The sequence below is a fragment of the Streptomyces sp. NPDC059917 genome (genome assembly GCF_042730635.1).
Classification (GTDB): Bacteria; Actinomycetota; Actinomycetes; order Streptomycetales; family Streptomycetaceae; genus Streptomyces.
Genome location: NZ_JBHWLC010000020.1, coordinates 96,106 through 110,001, shown reverse-complemented (window position 1 = coordinate 110,001; position 13,896 = coordinate 96,106). Strand labels below are relative to the sequence as shown.

The window sequence follows — 13,896 nt, the reverse complement described above, 5'->3', positions numbered from 1 at the left end:
CCATGCGTCCGACCACCGGAGACACCGGCGCCACGCTGTCTTCCACGGCCGGGGACGTGGAGTCGGCTCGCAGGGTGCCGGTGGTCCTGCCGCAGCCCGTCCGCCTGATCGGCACGCCCGTCCGGCTCGTCACCGACGGGTGGCGAGCGGGCCACCTGCCGGTGACGAGCCGGGACCACAGGATCATGGGCGCGCTGGTCACACGGGTCGACGTCGAAGCCCCGCTGGTCTTCCGGTTCGATCTGGACGGGCCCGCGTGGCAGTTCGCGGTGGGCGCCCCGACCCGGCGTGCCGTGGCGCCGTTCCACTGGCGGTCGCCGGTCGCCGACCTGACCGTCCCCGGCGTGGAAGCCAGCCCGGCGGCACCCCATGTGACGCCTGATCAGGAGCCGTCGGCTGCGGCCACCGCGGCCACCGCGGCCACCGGTCAAGGAGCGGCGCCGCGGCTCCCGTTGTCCGGTCGTCTCGGGCAGGCGTGGGCCGCGTCCCGTGCCGCCCTGCGCGTCCGGCGGGTCGTTGGGGACGCGGCTCGTACGGCGGGTCGGCAGGACCCGGGTGACGGGCCCGACCCGCACCGCCCGCAGCCGGTGTCGGCATCGCGTCCGGACCGGGTCGGCGGCGCGCCGGACACCCCGCCCTCGGAGCCGACCCCGGCGCACGCGCGTGCCACGACGTCGGCACGGCCCGCCCCCGTACGCCGTCCCGCTCCCGCTCCCGTGCCGGGGCCCGGCACCGGTACGGACCCCGCACCGGGCACCGCCCACGGGGAAGCGGCACACACGGCGCGGCCCTCCCGGACAGCGGCCGGTGCGCAGGATCCGCGCACGGCACCGCCCGTCGCGAGGCGATCCGCACGCCCCGCCCCCGCTACCGGCGCACCCACCGAACACGTACCGGCCGAACTCGGAGCCACCACGGGGCGGTACGGCACGGGCGCGCCCCGCCCGGCACCCGCCGGTGCCGTCTCCGTACCCGCCACCGGCGCCCCGGCCACGCCGCCCCCCGGTCCCGAGCTTTCCGCCGCCCGGGTGTCCGCGCAGCCGGAGCCGTCGCAGCGGGAGGCCGCCGAGCCCGCCGCGGCCCGGGTCGTACCCGCGGTCGTGCCCACCGGGGAGACCCGCCGTACGACGCGGACAGCGGACACCGTCGCGGCCGACCCCGTGGCCCTGCCCGAGGCCGTACTCGCGCCCGCGTCGGCGCCCGTCGGCCGGTCGGCCACGTACAGCGGGGTCGAGGAGGTGTCGGCCGAGACGGCCGACCGTGGCCACCCGCAGTGGCTCCGCTCCTTCCGCCGGCTCTCGCTGACCGGGACGGCCGTGCGGCGACGCCTTCGCGGTACGGCGCACCGCGCGCCCGAGGACACCGCCTCCCCCCACGCGCCGACCCGGGCGACCACCGGGCCGTCCTCCGTCGTGGGGGCACAGCGGGACACCGGCGCGGATACGGGTACGGGCGCTGCCCCGGGCGGAGCGTCCGATCCGATGCCCGTCGGCGACCGGGCTCCCCGACCCGGCACGGTTGCTTCGCAGAGCCGGCCGCCCCGGACGACGACGGACGGCACCGCGGTCGCGCGGCCGGGCAACGCCGTGGCACCCGTGACGGCTTCGACCACCCACTCCGCCGTTCCGGAACCGACCCCGGACGGCGGGGTCGACGAGGCTGCCCGCTCGACCCCTGTGTCGGCCGCGAGTGCGGAGCCCGAGCGGCTCTCCGGGGCGGGCACCGACCTCAGCACACCGGTCGAGGACACCACCCCGGCACGGACATCCGACCGGATCCCCGACGACCCCGCACCGCAGGCCGCGCTCCGCATGGGGACCGGTGTCGAGGCGGACCCCCGTTCCCCGGTGCCGGGTCCGTTGGTACCCCGCCGGGCCGAGACCCGTACCGAGGGCGCCCCGGCTCCCTCGCCCCGTCCGGCGCCGCCGCATGCCGAAATCCCCGGCGAGGCACCGCGCACGACATCACCGACAACCGCTCCGGCGCCCCTCCGGGCGCGCACGGAAGCCGGGCCCCAGCCGGACCGCAAGCCCGAGCCCGGGACCCGTACCCCCGAGGCCAACGGCCCCCTGGCCGCAGACCGACCCGTCACAACGAACGCCCCCTCCACCCCCGAGGCCGGTCCCGGGCCGGACCGTGCGCCCGAGCCGCGTACCGCCATGGCCAGCGGCCCCCTGGCCGCAGAACAGCCCGTCGCGGCGGACGCCCCCTCCACCCCCGAGGCCGGTCCCAGGCCGGGCCGTAGGCCGGAGCCGCCTACCGTCACGGCTGAGATCGAGGCGGCTCACGGCCCCACGTTCGCGCAGCGAGCGGTCAGCCCCGGGGCCGAATCGATGCCGGACCGTGCGCCCGAGCCGCGTACCCCCGAGGCCAACGGCCCCTTGGCCGCAGACCGACCCGTCGCGGCGGACGCTCCCTTCACCCCCGAGGCCGGTCCCAGGCCGGGCCGTAGGCCGGAGCCCCCTACCGTCACGGCTGAGATCGAGGCGGCTCACGGCCTCACGTTCGCGCAGCGAGCGGTCAGCCCCGGGACCGTATCGACGCCGTACCGTGCGCCCGAGCCCCGTACCGCCATGGCCGACGGCCCTCTGGCCGCCGACCGACCCGTCGCGGCGGACGCCCCCTCCACCCCCGAGGCCGGTCCCGGGCCGGACCGTGCGCCCGAGCCCCCTACCGCCACGGTCAGCGGCCCCCTGGCCGCAGAGCAGCCCATCGCCCCCGGCCCGACCCGCCGGTCCGGCGTGGCGGACGCACCCTCCGGCTCCGAGGCCGTGACGAAGCCGGTCCCGCACCGTTCCGGTGACGCCCCGGCAACCGCTGCGGCCGTCACCGGCATCACGGGGACGCAGGCCGCGCAGGACCGCCCGTCCCGCACCGGCAGCACGGCGACGCAGGCCGCGCAGGACCGCCCGTCCCGCACCGGCGTGTACGACGGCCGGGCGCCGGAGCACGGAACGAGTGGGCCCGACCGGGCAGCGGCCGAGGAGGAGCCGCGAGCTCGCGATTCCTTCGGCTTCCGCGACCTTCGTACACCGCTTCCCGCTGCCGACGTGTCCCCGGCACTGCTCGCCGCCACCACGCCTGAGGGCAACACGGTCGTACTCGGCGCCGCCGAGCCCGCCGAGCCCGCCGAGCGGTCCGCTCCGCCCGCGCCACACCGCCGCGGGGCCACCGCGTCCCTCCCCGCCGAGTCCACGGAGCGCACAGGGGCCGAAAGCGGGCCCGCACCGTCCGCCACACCTGTGCGGGACGCGGCCTTCCCGGCGGCTCGGGGAGACGCCGGGGCCGTTCCGCAGCACCAGGCCGTCACCGAGGCCGCGCCGCCGACCGCACCGCACCGTCCGGTGTCCGTGGAGGGGAACGCGTCGCGCGGCCGGGAGGGCGGTGCCACGAGCCGCACCGAGCAGGCCCGGGCCCGGGGGGACGAGGCACCGCGTGCCCGGTCCGCCGTGACGAGCGACCGTCCGGTGCACCCCGGCACCGCACCCGATGCCGTCGGGCACGGAGCCGCCGGAGTTCCGGAGGGCTCGACCCCGGCCGGACACGGGACCCGTGACCGGGCTTCGGTCGAGGGCGACGCGCGCGGTCGGTCCACCGGTACGGCGACGACCACCGCCCCGTCCGCCCCGTCCGACCAGCCGGAGCACCCGCACCGGGCGTCGCATCCGGCACCGCAGGAGAAGACCGAGGCCAAGACCGAGGCCGAGCCGGACACGGCCCCGCGCGAGCGGTCCGGGACCGGTGCCGGGACCGGGCCGTCGGCCCCTTCGCGGCCGCCCGGCCAGCGCAGCCGGGCATCCTCCACCCCGAGTACGAGCACAAGCACGGGCACGGCCACGGGCACGGCCACGTCCGAGGCGGTCCCGCTCCGCTTCGCCGCGACGAGCGCCCCGACCTCGACCCGCACCGCCCCCCACGGCTTCCGTGCCCACCGGCCCACCGGTACGACCACTGTGCCCGCGCATGTGCTCCGGCAGGACCTTCCGGGGCACCCCACCGGGACGCCCGTTCCGGTGACCGGCACCGCACCCGCAGCGTTCCGGGTGGCCCCGGCCCCCTCCGCCCGCCTTCGGTTCCCGTCGGCGGCAGACGAAGCCCTGCCGCACTCGTGGGCCCTCGCGCCCTTCGACCCTGCGGGGCTTCCCGAGCCGCCCCGGCCGCTTCCGGGAGCGATGGCGGCCCCCGGAGCAGCGACGCGAACGGCCCCTGTCACGAGGCCGACCGAGCACCGGGGCTCGGCCCGGGATCTTGCGCCGGATCCGCTCACGGAGGCCCCTGACAGGGCCCCGGTCCGGCCGGTCACCGGCACGCGGGGAGCCGCCCCACCGCCACAACCGCCGTCCCGATCCGCCGACGGGCGGGCCGTGTTCGAGCCGATCTCCGGACCGGGCCCGTCGTGGCGGCCGCGATCGACCGGCGGGCAGGCCGTCTTCCGACCGATCGCTCCACCGGTGGCGCAGGAACCCTCGTACGGGGCCGGCGGCGGACCGGCGGGAGAGCCCCCGGCGCCCGTGCGGGCCGCGTCGTCCGTCGTATGGGGCATTCCGCCGGGCATCACCGATTTCAACGAGGAGGCAAAGTAGTGGCAGGCACTCTCAAGCTCGCGTCGTCCGGAAGTTTCGCCCTGACGTTCCCGGACGCGAAGACCGAGGACCCCGTCTGGCGGTTCACCGGGCTCGACGGCCTTTCCTTGTGGATGGAGGGCGATGAACTCCACGCGGGTGGCGACAACGAGTCCTCGCACTATCTGCCCACGCGCATGAAGTACAAGCCCCTCGTGCTCTCCCGCCCGAGCGATGAGGACACACCGGCCATGTGCCAGTGGGTCATCGACAACATGAAGAACCCCACACCCCGCACGGGTCAGGTCTCCGTCTACTCCGAAGACCCGAATTCTCCGATGTTCGTGATCGAGTTCTACGACCTCGTACCGGTCGCCTGGCGGGGACCGACGCTGAGCACGGACAGCGTCCTCATAGCCGGCGAAGAGATCGAATTCGTCCACCGCGGCTTCAAGTTCGTGCCGAAGAAGCCGAAGACCGACTGAGGAGGACACGATGGAGAAGGCCGTTCTGACCGCGTACAAACCGCCCATCGGGAAGCTGGAGAAGCCCGGCAAGAAGGATGAGCTGGACCGCCTGACGTTCCGTTACAACCCCACCCACCTGACTCTCGTCAAGGAGACCCAGTGGGCGCGGCACTCCGCCCGGCTGGCGCCGCACGCGTCCGTGCCGGAGTTCCTCGGCAGTCAGCCGAAGGTCCTGACGATGCCGGTGGTGTTGGAGGAGCCTGCCAACAGGCGGGCCAAGGAAGAGGGCCCCACGAACTCCGCGGTCGTCGACCAGGAGATCAAGACCCTCCTCGCCTGGTGCGAGCCCAACCGGGCTGCGCTGGATGCCAACGAGTCCTCACCGCCCTGGCTCGAGCTCGGCTGGGGAGAGGTCTCGTCGGTCACCTTCTGGATGGTCCTGAAGAAGGTTTCGGTGCAGTACACCCGATTTTCCGAGGACGGCCGTGTCCTGCGGGCGCAGTGCGAGCTCGTCATGGAGGAGGTCGGCGTATGACGGGACATCTGACGGATCCACAGTTCACCAGGGCTCCGGGATCGCCGTCGGCCCGGCGCGTCTGCGTGGTGGTGCGCGGCGACTCCTTGCAGTCGATCGCCGCGCGGCACAGCGGCCGCGCCGCCGACTGGCGGCGCATCGCCGAACTGAACGGGATCGACGATCCGTCCAAGCTGCGACCGGGGCGCACGCTCCTGCTGCCGGGCCCCGCCGAGTACTGAGGCCGCGGCGCGTCCCGAGCGCAGTGCGCGCCCCGCGCATCCGCCACTTCCGTATCCGTCACTCCCCCCACGTAAGGACAGGCACATGACCGGGCGTCACACCGCCGGGCTGGACATCATGGTGGACAACGCGTCCATCCTGCCCGAGATCGCCAACACCCTGGCATGGGTCTCCGTGGAGGAGGACGGGCGCACCTCGGCGAAGGCCGAGATCGGCTTCCGCGACCCGCGCAACGCGTCGCTGTTCAAGGAGTCCGGCATCGAGCTGGGCAGCCGGATCGAAGTGGTCGCGATCGCGGCTTCGGGTCCCGTGCCCCTCTTCGACGGCGAGGTCACCGAGTGCGAGGCCAGGGCCTCCGCCGACACCTCGGGCCCGGCCGGGCACACCGGGGGCCTGCTGACCGTGATCCGGGCGCGGGACCTCTCCCACCGGCTGCGGCTGGGCCGACGGACGGCCGCCTACGAGGGCAGGACGGCGGGGGAGATCGTCAAAGCGGTCGCCAGGCGGGCCGGGGTGAACGCGCTGGAGGTCGAGGACACCTCGTTCCCGTACGAGTACCTCAGCCAGCCCGGCATGTGCGACTGGGACTTCCTCGGCCACCTGGCCCGGGAGAACGGACGCGATCTGTACGTCCGCGCCGGGAAGTTGCACTTCAAGAAGCGGGTGCCGGCCGGAGCCGGTGCGGCTGCGGTCCTCCAGTTCGGGGACAACCTGATCAGCGTGCAGACGGCCGCGTCGCTGGCCCACCAGGTTCCGAAGGTGGAGGTGCGCGGCTGGGACCGGGAGAAGAAGGAGCCGGTCACGTCCGAGCAGAAGCCCTCCGGGCCCGGGGCGTGGGGGCGGCAGGCCAAGGATTCCGCAGCCCACTACGCGCCCATGGTGCTGACGGGCCTGCCCCGCGCGACGCGCGGAGAGGCCGCCGCCGTGGCCGAGAGCATGGCCGAAGAGGTGGGGGCGGGGCTGATGCGGCTGCACGCCGTGACCCAGGGGGAGCCCACGCTGCGGCTGCGCTCCGCGGTGAAGTTGAAGGGCCTCGGCAAGCAGTTCGAGGGGCAGTTCACCGTGACCAAGGTGCGCCACCACTTCCACCCGGTCCAGGGCTACCGGACCGAGTTGACCGTTGACGAGGACACCGACCGTCTGGTGGTCGGACAGCCCGGCAACGCGGAGGAGGGGCTGCGTCGCATCCCGGGGTTCGTGCGGGGCAAGGTCGTCGACATCAACGATCCGAAGAAGCGCGGCCGGGTGCGCGTGAAGCTGGACTGCCTGGACGAGACGTACGAGACCACCTGGGCCGAGACCGTGCAGTTGAGCGGCAGCCTCGGCCACGGTGTGGTCCTGCCGGAAGTGGGCGACGTCGTCGCGGTCGTCTTCGAGCAGGGCTGCCTGGACAGTCCTCTCGTGGTCGGGGCCGTTGACGACCCGATCGACAAGGTCGACCACACGATGCCGCTCGTCGACGGCGGTCGGGGCGGCAAGGGACGGACGAACATCCGGACCTTCGCCTCGAAGGACGGCCACCGGCTGGAGCTCATCGACAAGAACGGCCGCGGCATGGGAGCCACCCTGATCACCGGCGACGGGGGCGACCTGAAGATCCAGCTCGACGCGAGCAAGACCCTCATCTCGGTCGACAGCAAGGGGAAGGTCGAGATCAAGGGGGCCAAGGGGGTGTCCGTGGACGCCGGTACGGGGCCGCTCAAGCTGTCCGGCAACGCGGTGGACATCGACGCCAAGGGAAAGCTTTCGATCCAGGCGGCGAACGTCGACATGAGCTCGAAATCGCTGCTCAAGGTGCAAGGCACCAACGTTGAGCTCAAGGGTTCCCTCATGGCGGAGCTCAAGGCCCCGATGGTCAAGATCAACTGATGTCCGGTGCCGCTCGCCACACCCCCGCTCCGCATACCGCCGGGCCCAGGTCCCCGGCCCCGCCCGCCCGCGCGGCCGGGCGCCACCGGCCCCGGCCCCGTCCCTGTTCCGTTTCCCGAAGGGAGAGGACTCCGTGTCCGCAGCAGTCCGCACGGGCGACCCCGGGTCGTCGCCCGCCTCCGGCCCGAAGGCCGGTGGCTGAGCCGTGACCAACCCCTTCCTCGGCCGCGGCTGGTCCTTCCCCCTGGGCGTGAGCCCCTCCGGCGGGATCGCCATGGCGGCCGGTCCCACGGACGTCGAGCAGTCCGTCCGGCTGATCCTGAACACCGAGCCGGGCGAGCGGCCCATGCGACCGGAGTTCGGCTGTGCGGTCCGCGACTACGTCTTCGCCTCGTTCAACTCCTCCACGTGCGCCGCGCTCGGGCAAGAGGTGAGCAGGGCGCTGGAGCGGTGGGAGCCGCGGATCGTCGTGGACGACGTGTCCGTGGTGCGGATCGCGCACCAGCAGGAAGTGGTCGAGATCCACATCACCTACCACCTCGCCGGGACGAACAACCCCCACAACCTGGTCCACCCCTTCTACCTGATCCCCACGCGTGACACCGCGGGTCAGCAGACCGAGCCACAGAGGAGGGACAGCGATGTCTCTGCCTAGCCCCCACCTCGACGACCGCCGCTTCGAGGACCTCGTCGACGACGCGATGCGCTTCATCCAGCGCCGCTGCCCCGAGTGGACCGACCACAACGTGTCCGACCCCGGTGTGGCGCTGGTCGAGGCCTTCGCGCAGATGGTCGACCAGCTCTCGTACCGGGTCAACCGGATACCCGACAAGGTCCAGCTCGGCTTCCTCGACCTGCTCGGCATGCAACTGACGGCCCCTCAAGCAGCCACGACGGAGCTGACGTTCACCCTTTCCGCACCGCAGTCGGCGGCGGTCGTCATCGAGGCCGGGACGGAGGTGGCGAGCGTACGGACCGGCAGTACCCCGGCGCGGGTGTTCACCGCGGACCGCGAGCTCACGATCGTCCCCACCGCTCTGACCCACATCGGGTCCGCGGGGGCCGGGCAGCCGCCCGAGCTGGTGACCGAGCGGTTCCTGTCGGGGGAGCCCGTCACCTGCTTCTCCACACCGCCCGTCCCGGGCGACGCCCTGCTCGTGGGCCTGGACAACGCGGCCCCGCGCTGCACCGTGACGCTGCGCGTGGACTGCCGGATGGACGGCGTCGGCGTGGACCCGCGGCGCCCGCCGCGGGTGTGGGAGGCGTGGTGCGGGGAGGGCTGGGTCCCCTGCGAGGTGGAGAGCGACGGCACCGGCGGTCTCAACCGGCCGGGTGACATCGTGCTGCACCTGCCCGACGGACACACCGCCTCGCTCCTCGGGCGCCGCAAGGCGGGCTGGCTGCGCTGCCGGATCGTCGAGGCGGGCCCCGGCCAGCCGCCGTACTCCTCCTCCCCGAAGGTGTCGGCCCTGGAGGCCTACACCGTGGGCGGGACGACCGGTGCGGTGGAGGGCGAGGGCGTCCCGCGCGACGAACTGGGCGTCTCCGACGGCACTCCCGGACAGTCCTTCACCGTGCACCGCACTCCGGTGGTCGCCGGATCGCTGCGCGCGGTGGCGGTGGAGACCTCGGCGGGCCGCCGGGTGTGGAAGGCGGTGCCCTCCTTCGCCGAGTCCGGGCCGCGCGACCGGCACGTGACCGTCGACGAGGTGAGCGGCACCGTGCGCTTCGGTCCGGCCGTGCGCCAGCCGGACGGCACGGTGCGCCAGTACGGGGCCGTGCCCGAGATCGGCGCCCGCGTCACCGCGGGCGGCTACCGGCGCGGCGGCGGCCGCAGCGGCAACGTCGCGGCGTCCACGCTGACCGTGCTGCGCACACCGGTCTCGCTGGTGTCCCGGGTGGAGAACCGGATCCCCGCGACCGGCGGCGTGGACGTGGAATCGGTGGAGGGCCTCAAGCAGCGCGCCGGACACTGGCTGCGCACCCAGGACCGGGCCGTGACCGCGAAGGACTACGAGGCGATCGCGAAGGCGGCCTGCCGGGACGCGGGCCGCGTCGAGTGCGTGGCCGAGCCGGAGGGCTCCGAACGCGCGGGCCTGGTACGGGTGTTGCTCGTTCCCCGGGTACGGGACGTGCGCGAGGAGGACAGCTGGCGCGAGCTGGTGCCCCCGGAGCCCATGCTCGCCGCCGCCGCGCGCGCCGTGGAGGCGGCCCGGCCGCTGGGCGTGCTGGTGTCCGTCAGCGGGCCCGCCTACCAGGGCGTGACGGTGGTCGCCGAGGTGGAGGCGGCCAAGGGTGCGGACCGGACCGAGGTCAAGGAGCGGGTGCTGCGCTCGCTCTACGAGTGCCTGAGCCCGCTGCCCGCCACGACGGGCCCCGAGGGCAGCAGCTCCGGCGCGGGCAGCCGGTCGGGCTGGCCGCTCGGCCGCGCGCTGCGGCTGAGCGACCTGTACGCGGTGGCCGCGCGCTGCGAGGACGTCGAGTCGGTGGTGAAGCTGGAGATGTACCCCGCCGACATCGGCACGGGAGAGCGGATGCCGGCGTCCGACCGGATCGAGATCGGCCCCGCGACGCTCTTCCTCTCCTTCCGCCACCAGGTCGCCGTGAAGAACGCCCGCTAGCCGAAGCAAGGGAGGGGACCGAACACATGGAAAGACTGCCCTTGGGGGCACCACTGCACCCGGCGATCAGGCAGGCCGTCGCCGCGGTGCCGCCGCTGGTGCACGGCAGCAGGTCGCTGCGGGCGATCCTGCCGGAGAGCTACCGGCAGGGCGACTTCGCCGACCGGTACCTGGTCGGGTTCGACGACGCGCTCGCCCCGCTGATCACCGCACTGGACTGCCTGGACGCGTACTTCGACCCGCGCACCGCACCGGACACCTTCGTGACCTGGATGCTGGACTGGAGCCTCACCGCCCTGCCCGCCTGCGTGGGCCCGCAGGGACGGCGCAACGCACTGCTGCTGGGCCACCGGCTGCACGGGCTGCGCGGCACCAGGGCCGGCCTCGACCTGCTGGTGCGCTACGTGCTGGGCGGGCGGCTGGAGCTGACGGAGTCGGGCGGCACGCACTGCGCCGCCGGGCCGGACGACCCGTCGACCCCGGTACCGGGCACGGCGCGGGCGCGGCTGCGCGTGCTGCTGCCGTACGGGACGTCCCGAGGCCGGGCCGGGGTCGCCGAGGACGTGACGGAGCTGGTCCGGGAGTGGATCCCGGCGCACGTCACCGCCGAGGTCGTGGTCGAGGACGACGAGGACCCGCTGCTCGTGCGGGGCGCGGCAGGGGGTTCGTACTGATGGGGTCGGCCCAGTCGGGTCGGCGCGGCTGGCACGTGGAGACCGAGCAGGACGTCTGCCCCGGCTGCGGGGTCGTGGCGTACCCGGGCGAGATGTTCTGCGTGTCCTGCGGGGCGTACATGGGGTGGGACGTCACCGGGAGCAACAGGGTGGTGGATCCGGGCCCTGCTCCGGAGCCGACGGCCGGCGGCGCGGCCGGTGCGGGTGCCGGTCCCGGGCGGGGCTCGCACCGGGGTCCGCACACGGAGACCGGCCCGAAGACCGGCCCGGGCCCGGAGCGCACCGGCCCGTCCCACGCGGCCGCGGCCGGTCCCTGGTCGGGCTCCGGGTACCCCGCCGGGGGAGCCGGATACCCGGCCGCCGCACCGACCGCCGCGCCCGTACCCGCGTCGGTGCCGATACCGGAGTCGATACCCGTGCCGCCCCAGAGGCCCACGTGCCCGGACGCGAACGCCTACGGGCCCGGACCCCAGGCCCCGTACCAGCCCGCGCCGACCGGGTCGGGCGGCTGGCCGCAGGGGCTGCGCGAGAACCGCACCGGCCGGGGCACCGACCTCACCGGGGAGCTGTTCCGCCCCGACCCGCTGTTCGCGCAGGCGCCCACCGCGCCCGCGCCGCCGACCGCCCGCCCGCAACCGGCCCGGCCCCAAGCCGCGCGCTCCCCCTCGGAGTTCACCGCGGCGGCCGCTTCGGGCGCCGCGCCCGTCGGGTACGCGGCCGCGCCGGTCGGGTACCCGGCGGCCCCGGTCGGCTACGTGACCCCGGCGGCCGAGTCGGCCGCCGAGCGGACCCAGGTGATCAGCGGCCAGGTGGTGCTGCGCACCGCCATGCCGGAGCCCCCGCAGGTCGCCCCCGGCGAGGACGCGACCCCCGCGGGCGGCGTCCCGCACCTGCTGCTGTGCCCCGGGTGCCGCCAGCCCAACGCGGAGAACCGTACGTACTGCCACCCGTGCGGGGCGCTGCTGCGGCCCGAGCCCGAGCCGCCGGAGCCCACCCGCTGGCAGCGGATCAAGCAGGACTACCTGGAGCGCCCGGACGTGTGGCACTGGGACCGGCGTTGGGGCGTGGTGGCCGTCGCCCTGCCGGTGTGCATGGCGGCGGGCATGTCGATGGGCAGTGCCGCGGCGGCCGCGCAGCGAGCCGTGCCGCTGGTCAAGGACCGCTTCCTGTCGCAGTACCAGGTGCCGCCGGACAAGGTGTCCGCGTCGAGCGCCGCCAAGGGCTTCGAGGCGAACCTGGCCGCGGACGGCGTGGACAACAAGGCGTGGGCGCCGAAGGACCCCGGCCAGAAGGCGGTGGGCCAGTACTGGACCGCCGACTTCAACGCCCCCTTCCGCCTGACGTCGCTGCTCATCATCAACGGCGCGTCCAAGACGCCGGGGCAGTTCTGGCAGACCGGGCGGCCCACCAAGATCCTGGTGACGGCGACGACCACGGACCGGGGTCTGGTGGAGAAGGAGATCACGCTGGGCGGCCAGCCCGGTCCCCAGCGCTTCGACCTGGGCATCGACAACGTGGTGGCGGTCCAGGTCAAGATCGAGGCCGTGAACCCGGGGCTGAAGCCGAACATGCCGGTCGCCATGGCCGAGATCCAGTTCTTCAGCAGGCAGGCGACATGAGCCTGCGTGCCGAACTCACCGTCCCCGACGCCGTCATCACCCCGGGCGAGGCCCTCACCGCACACCTGCGGGTGTGGAACGAGAGCCGGATCGTGGACGCGTACCAGCTGCGGCTGGTCGGACCGCCCGCGTGGTGGCCGGACGCCGAGCCCGATCTCGGGCAGCTGCCGGTGTACCCCGGCAACCACGAGAAGATCAACATCCCGATCTCGCTGCCCCGGGACAGCGAGCTGGCCCCCGGCCCGCTCACCTTCGCCGTCCGGGTGGCCTCGGTGGAGGACCCGGACGCGGTGGCGGTCCCCGAAGCGGACATCCAGGTCGGCGAGTTCCACGACGCCGAGGTCGAGGCGGACCGGCCGCGGGTCGCCGGGGCGCTGTGGAGCAGCAACCTGGTCCTGGTGGAGAACACCGGCAACGCGACGGCGACGGTGCGGCTGCGCGTCGCGCCGGAGGCCGACGACGCCCCGCTGGCCGTGTCGCTGCGCCGCTCCCGGCTGGTGCTGAAGCCGGGGGAACAGGCCCGGGTGGCCCTGATGACGCGGGTGCGGAACCCGATGTTCACGGGGACGGCCGCCAACTGGCCGATCGTGATCCACATCGAGCAGGAGCACGCCGAGGACGGTTCCGCCTCCTTCACCCACCGCCAGCGCCCGCTGATGCCCAAGCCGGTGCTCAAGGCGCTGATCGCGGTGGTGACCGCGCTGGTCGCCTTCGCGGTGCTGTGGGTCTCGCCGGTGGGCGGCAAGAAACCGAAGGCCGCGACCGAGTCCGCCAAGGGCCCCACGCAGATGGAGGCGGTCCAGCAGGAGCAGAAGAAGGAGGAGGACGCGAAGAAGCAGGAGGAGGAGAAGGAGAAGCAGAAGGACGAGAAGGACAAGAAGGACAAGGAGAACGTGGGCGCCCTGAAGAAGCAGCAGGTCCAAAAGTCGCTCGTGGTCAGCAGTCGGCCCGGCGGCAAGCCGGAGGACAGCTACACCGTGCCCGACGGCTACCGCCTCTCCTTCAAGGCCGTGCAGCTCACCGGCAACGGAACGGGCAGCCTCTTCGTGCTGGTCGCGGGCTCCCAGCTGAGCAGCCAGCCCGTGACCAATCCCAAGGAGGTCCCCATTCCGGAGACGCTCTCGCCGAAGGAGAAGGAGAAGGTCACCCTCAAGCTGGACTGCCAACCGCCGCAGACCGGCGGGCAGTCCCCCAGCCCCGGACCGTCGTCCTCCCCCGGCCCGACCACCTGCGACGCCACCGCGGTGATCGTCGGCGAGCTGATCCCGCTGAAGGGCCCCAACGCCGTGGAGATCAAGCCGCCGTCGTGACCGGTCGCCCCCCGCGC

10 protein-coding genes are annotated in these 13,896 nt (G+C 74.1%); all 10 read left to right on the top strand.

The window, feature by feature from the left end:
- Positions 1 to 2 precede the first annotated feature (2 nt).
- The 10 genes from ACFWAR_RS14825 to ACFWAR_RS14780 all read left to right on the top strand — a co-directional run bounded on the left by ACFWAR_RS14825 (position 3) and on the right by ACFWAR_RS14780 (position 13,879).
- On the top strand, positions 3 to 4,583 hold the full coding sequence (locus ACFWAR_RS14825) for a hypothetical protein (protein WP_385776909.1): 4,581 nt from the start codon (positions 3 to 5) through the stop codon (positions 4,581 to 4,583).
- Positions 4,583 to 5,047, top strand: a complete 465-nt coding sequence (locus ACFWAR_RS14820) for a phage tail protein (protein WP_385776907.1) — start codon at positions 4,583 to 4,585, stop codon at positions 5,045 to 5,047. The genes ACFWAR_RS14825 and ACFWAR_RS14820 overlap by 1 nt, the downstream gene beginning before the upstream one ends.
- Before the next feature lie 10 nt (positions 5,048 to 5,057).
- Positions 5,058 to 5,564, top strand: coding sequence for a hypothetical protein (locus tag ACFWAR_RS14815; protein WP_385776904.1), 507 nt, complete (start codon positions 5,058 to 5,060; stop codon positions 5,562 to 5,564).
- Positions 5,561 to 5,785, top strand: a complete 225-nt coding sequence (locus ACFWAR_RS14810) for a LysM peptidoglycan-binding domain-containing protein (RefSeq protein ID WP_385776902.1) — start codon at positions 5,561 to 5,563, stop codon at positions 5,783 to 5,785. The genes ACFWAR_RS14815 and ACFWAR_RS14810 overlap by 4 nt, the downstream gene beginning before the upstream one ends.
- 85 nt (positions 5,786 to 5,870) lie before the next feature.
- Positions 5,871 to 7,655, top strand: coding sequence for a VgrG-related protein (locus tag ACFWAR_RS14805; protein WP_385776899.1), 1,785 nt, complete (start codon positions 5,871 to 5,873; stop codon positions 7,653 to 7,655).
- A gap of 205 nt (positions 7,656 to 7,860) precedes the next feature.
- Complete coding sequence (locus tag ACFWAR_RS14800) at positions 7,861 to 8,310, top strand: GPW/gp25 family protein (protein ID WP_385776896.1); 450 nt, start codon at positions 7,861 to 7,863, stop codon at positions 8,308 to 8,310.
- Positions 8,297 to 10,276: a putative baseplate assembly protein gene (locus ACFWAR_RS14795; RefSeq protein ID WP_385776894.1), complete on the top strand. Its 1,980-nt coding sequence runs from the start codon at positions 8,297 to 8,299 to the stop codon at positions 10,274 to 10,276. Before ACFWAR_RS14800 ends, ACFWAR_RS14795 begins: the two co-directional genes overlap by 14 nt.
- Before the next feature lie 26 nt (positions 10,277 to 10,302).
- Complete coding sequence (locus tag ACFWAR_RS14790) at positions 10,303 to 10,950, top strand: hypothetical protein (RefSeq protein WP_385776892.1); 648 nt, start codon at positions 10,303 to 10,305, stop codon at positions 10,948 to 10,950.
- A complete protein-coding gene (locus ACFWAR_RS14785) occupies positions 10,950 to 12,569 on the top strand; it encodes an NADase-type glycan-binding domain-containing protein (RefSeq protein ID WP_385776890.1) in 1,620 nt (539 codons plus the stop codon). Before ACFWAR_RS14790 ends, ACFWAR_RS14785 begins: the two co-directional genes overlap by 1 nt.
- Entirely contained in the window at positions 12,566 to 13,879 is a 1,314-nt protein-coding gene (locus ACFWAR_RS14780; protein WP_385776887.1) for a hypothetical protein, read from the top strand. The genes ACFWAR_RS14785 and ACFWAR_RS14780 overlap by 4 nt, the downstream gene beginning before the upstream one ends.
- The last annotated feature ends 17 nt before the right edge of the window (positions 13,880 to 13,896 follow it).

What these genes read in the sequence shown, in the direction of transcription:
- ACFWAR_RS14825 (WP_385776909.1), top strand. Translation starts at nt 3, where the DNA reads ATGCGTCCGACCACCGGAGACACCGGCGCCACGCTGTCTTCCACGGCC.
- ACFWAR_RS14815 (WP_385776904.1), top strand. Translation starts at nt 5,058, where the DNA reads ATGGAGAAGGCCGTTCTGACCGCGTACAAACCGCCCATCGGGAAGCTG.
- ACFWAR_RS14810 (WP_385776902.1), top strand. Translation starts at nt 5,561, where the DNA reads ATGACGGGACATCTGACGGATCCACAGTTCACCAGGGCTCCGGGATCG.
- ACFWAR_RS14805 (WP_385776899.1), top strand. Translation starts at nt 5,871, where the DNA reads ATGACCGGGCGTCACACCGCCGGGCTGGACATCATGGTGGACAACGCG.
- ACFWAR_RS14795 (WP_385776894.1), top strand. Translation starts at nt 8,297, where the DNA reads ATGTCTCTGCCTAGCCCCCACCTCGACGACCGCCGCTTCGAGGACCTC.
- ACFWAR_RS14790 (WP_385776892.1), top strand. Translation starts at nt 10,303, where the DNA reads ATGGAAAGACTGCCCTTGGGGGCACCACTGCACCCGGCGATCAGGCAG.
- ACFWAR_RS14785 (WP_385776890.1), top strand. Translation starts at nt 10,950, where the DNA reads ATGGGGTCGGCCCAGTCGGGTCGGCGCGGCTGGCACGTGGAGACCGAG.
- ACFWAR_RS14780 (WP_385776887.1), top strand. Translation starts at nt 12,566, where the DNA reads ATGAGCCTGCGTGCCGAACTCACCGTCCCCGACGCCGTCATCACCCCG.